This window comes from Gilliamella sp. BG3 (genome assembly GCF_046635605.1).
GTDB lineage: Bacteria > Pseudomonadota > Gammaproteobacteria > Enterobacterales > Orbaceae > Gilliamella > Gilliamella bombi.
This window is the reverse complement of the sequence record NZ_JBIDFE010000060.1, coordinates 1-1,352: the sequence shown is the minus strand read 5'-3', so window position 1 is coordinate 1,352 and position 1,352 is coordinate 1. Positions and strand designations below refer to the sequence as shown.

Annotated in this window: 3 protein-coding genes; all 3 read right to left on the bottom strand. The window is 29.4% G+C overall.

The annotated features are described in order from the left end of the window. Positions 1–367: 367 nt before the first annotated feature. Positions 368–709 carry a hypothetical protein gene (locus ACGH6S_RS12170; RefSeq protein WP_174799067.1) on the bottom strand — a complete coding sequence of 114 codons (342 nt, stop codon included), beginning with the start codon at positions 707–709 and terminating at the stop codon, positions 368–370. 76 nt (positions 710–785) lie between these two features. Then, a complete protein-coding gene (locus ACGH6S_RS12165; RefSeq protein ID WP_174799069.1) occupies positions 786–1,085 on the bottom strand; it encodes a hypothetical protein in 300 nt (99 codons plus the stop codon). Then, positions 1,036–1,173, bottom strand: a complete 138-nt coding sequence (locus tag ACGH6S_RS12160; RefSeq protein WP_411579559.1) for a hypothetical protein — start codon at positions 1,171–1,173, stop codon at positions 1,036–1,038. Before ACGH6S_RS12160 ends, ACGH6S_RS12165 begins: the two co-directional genes overlap by 50 nt. Between the last annotated feature and the right edge of the window lie 179 nt (positions 1,174–1,352).

Here is a 1,352-nt window from a genome sequence, read left to right as displayed (position 1 = left end):
TCAGTGACCGTTATTTTTTCTTTATGATATAAGCGCCATATCTCTTGTCTGTGATAAGGCGTTAGTTTTGTTTTTTTATGTATATTCATTACAGTAGTTTCTCAAATTACTGTAAACAACGCTAGTAAATCCTATACCTAATTAATTCACTTTATTGTCTGTTTATTACCTCACTATTATCCCCAGCATTACTTAATATTTTTCTAAGATTGCGAATATCTCTTGCTAAGTATCTTCAATTATTTGCACGCTTATTTCTTCAGAACAACCTTTCAGATCGGTGTGGAAGTACAAAACCCCCTCTCATTCATTACTTCATTTATTTATATGCGCCAGTGACTCATAAATATTACGATTTTTATATTAATTAACTATTCGGATATTTATCTAAATAACCTCGGCTTGATGGGTATTTTGTAAAAAAAGAAATTTTATTTTTATCAATAAATTCAATATCAAAAATTCTAGAACAATTTTTTTCCAAACCAATATCATAAGAATATAATTTTTCCTCAATCTCATCCAAGAGAGATATTGTCATATCATTAATAATCGAATTACATTCATTAATAAAAAAAATTACTTCTTTGGTAAAATTAGATTCAATAATCACTCCTTCATAATAATGATCAAACTTTTCAATTTTTTTATATTCTATAAGAGCATATCTCTGTTTATCTCTAAATGAAACAATATAGTCTTTTATCATTACCCTTTACATCCTTTGAAAATGCCAAACAGTTTGCTTTTATTAGTATTAAAACTATTAATACCTTCTGAATGAATTAATCTTGCTGGTATACTCCCAAATTACCCTTAGATGGATCATGAATAACATCAAATCCAATTTTCCTAAGATCCACAACTTTTGCTTCCCCCATACTTATCGCAGGCCTATTAGGAAAAGCTTCATTCCATATTTTGGTGGCTTCATCGACACTATTAGCTCTAATAACAGAAACACCTGGTGGAGCTAATTTTCCTTTATTAATAGCTTCTATTTCTCGATTAATAAAATCAAATCTATAATAACCATCAGTTACTAATCCTATAAAATTTAGTAATATCAGAAAGCGGTAGGCCATTTTCTAGAAAACTGTCAGTCGGTGCATACTGATACAGATCCTCCCCCCCTAACAGCCCAATCAAATCAGACCGAAAAAATCTACCTATATCTGGATCATAATACCTAAAACTATCGTAATGTAAGCCAGTTTTTCTGTCTAATATTTACCCTGATATCTGATGATTCTATTTTACTGATTTGAGTTCAATTTCCTGAATCATTCTTATTCCGTCTTTTCAATGGTTAATGATATCCAATAAAATCTTTAATAATATAAATGTGTAGA

Excerpts from the sequence above, each read along its gene's own strand:
- ACGH6S_RS12170 (WP_174799067.1), bottom strand. The coding sequence starts at position 709 with ATGATAAAAGACTATATTGTTTCATTTAGAGATAAACAGAGATATGCT.
- ACGH6S_RS12165 (WP_174799069.1), bottom strand. The coding sequence starts at position 1,085 with ATGGCCTACCGCTTTCTGATATTACTAAATTTTATAGGATTAGTAACT.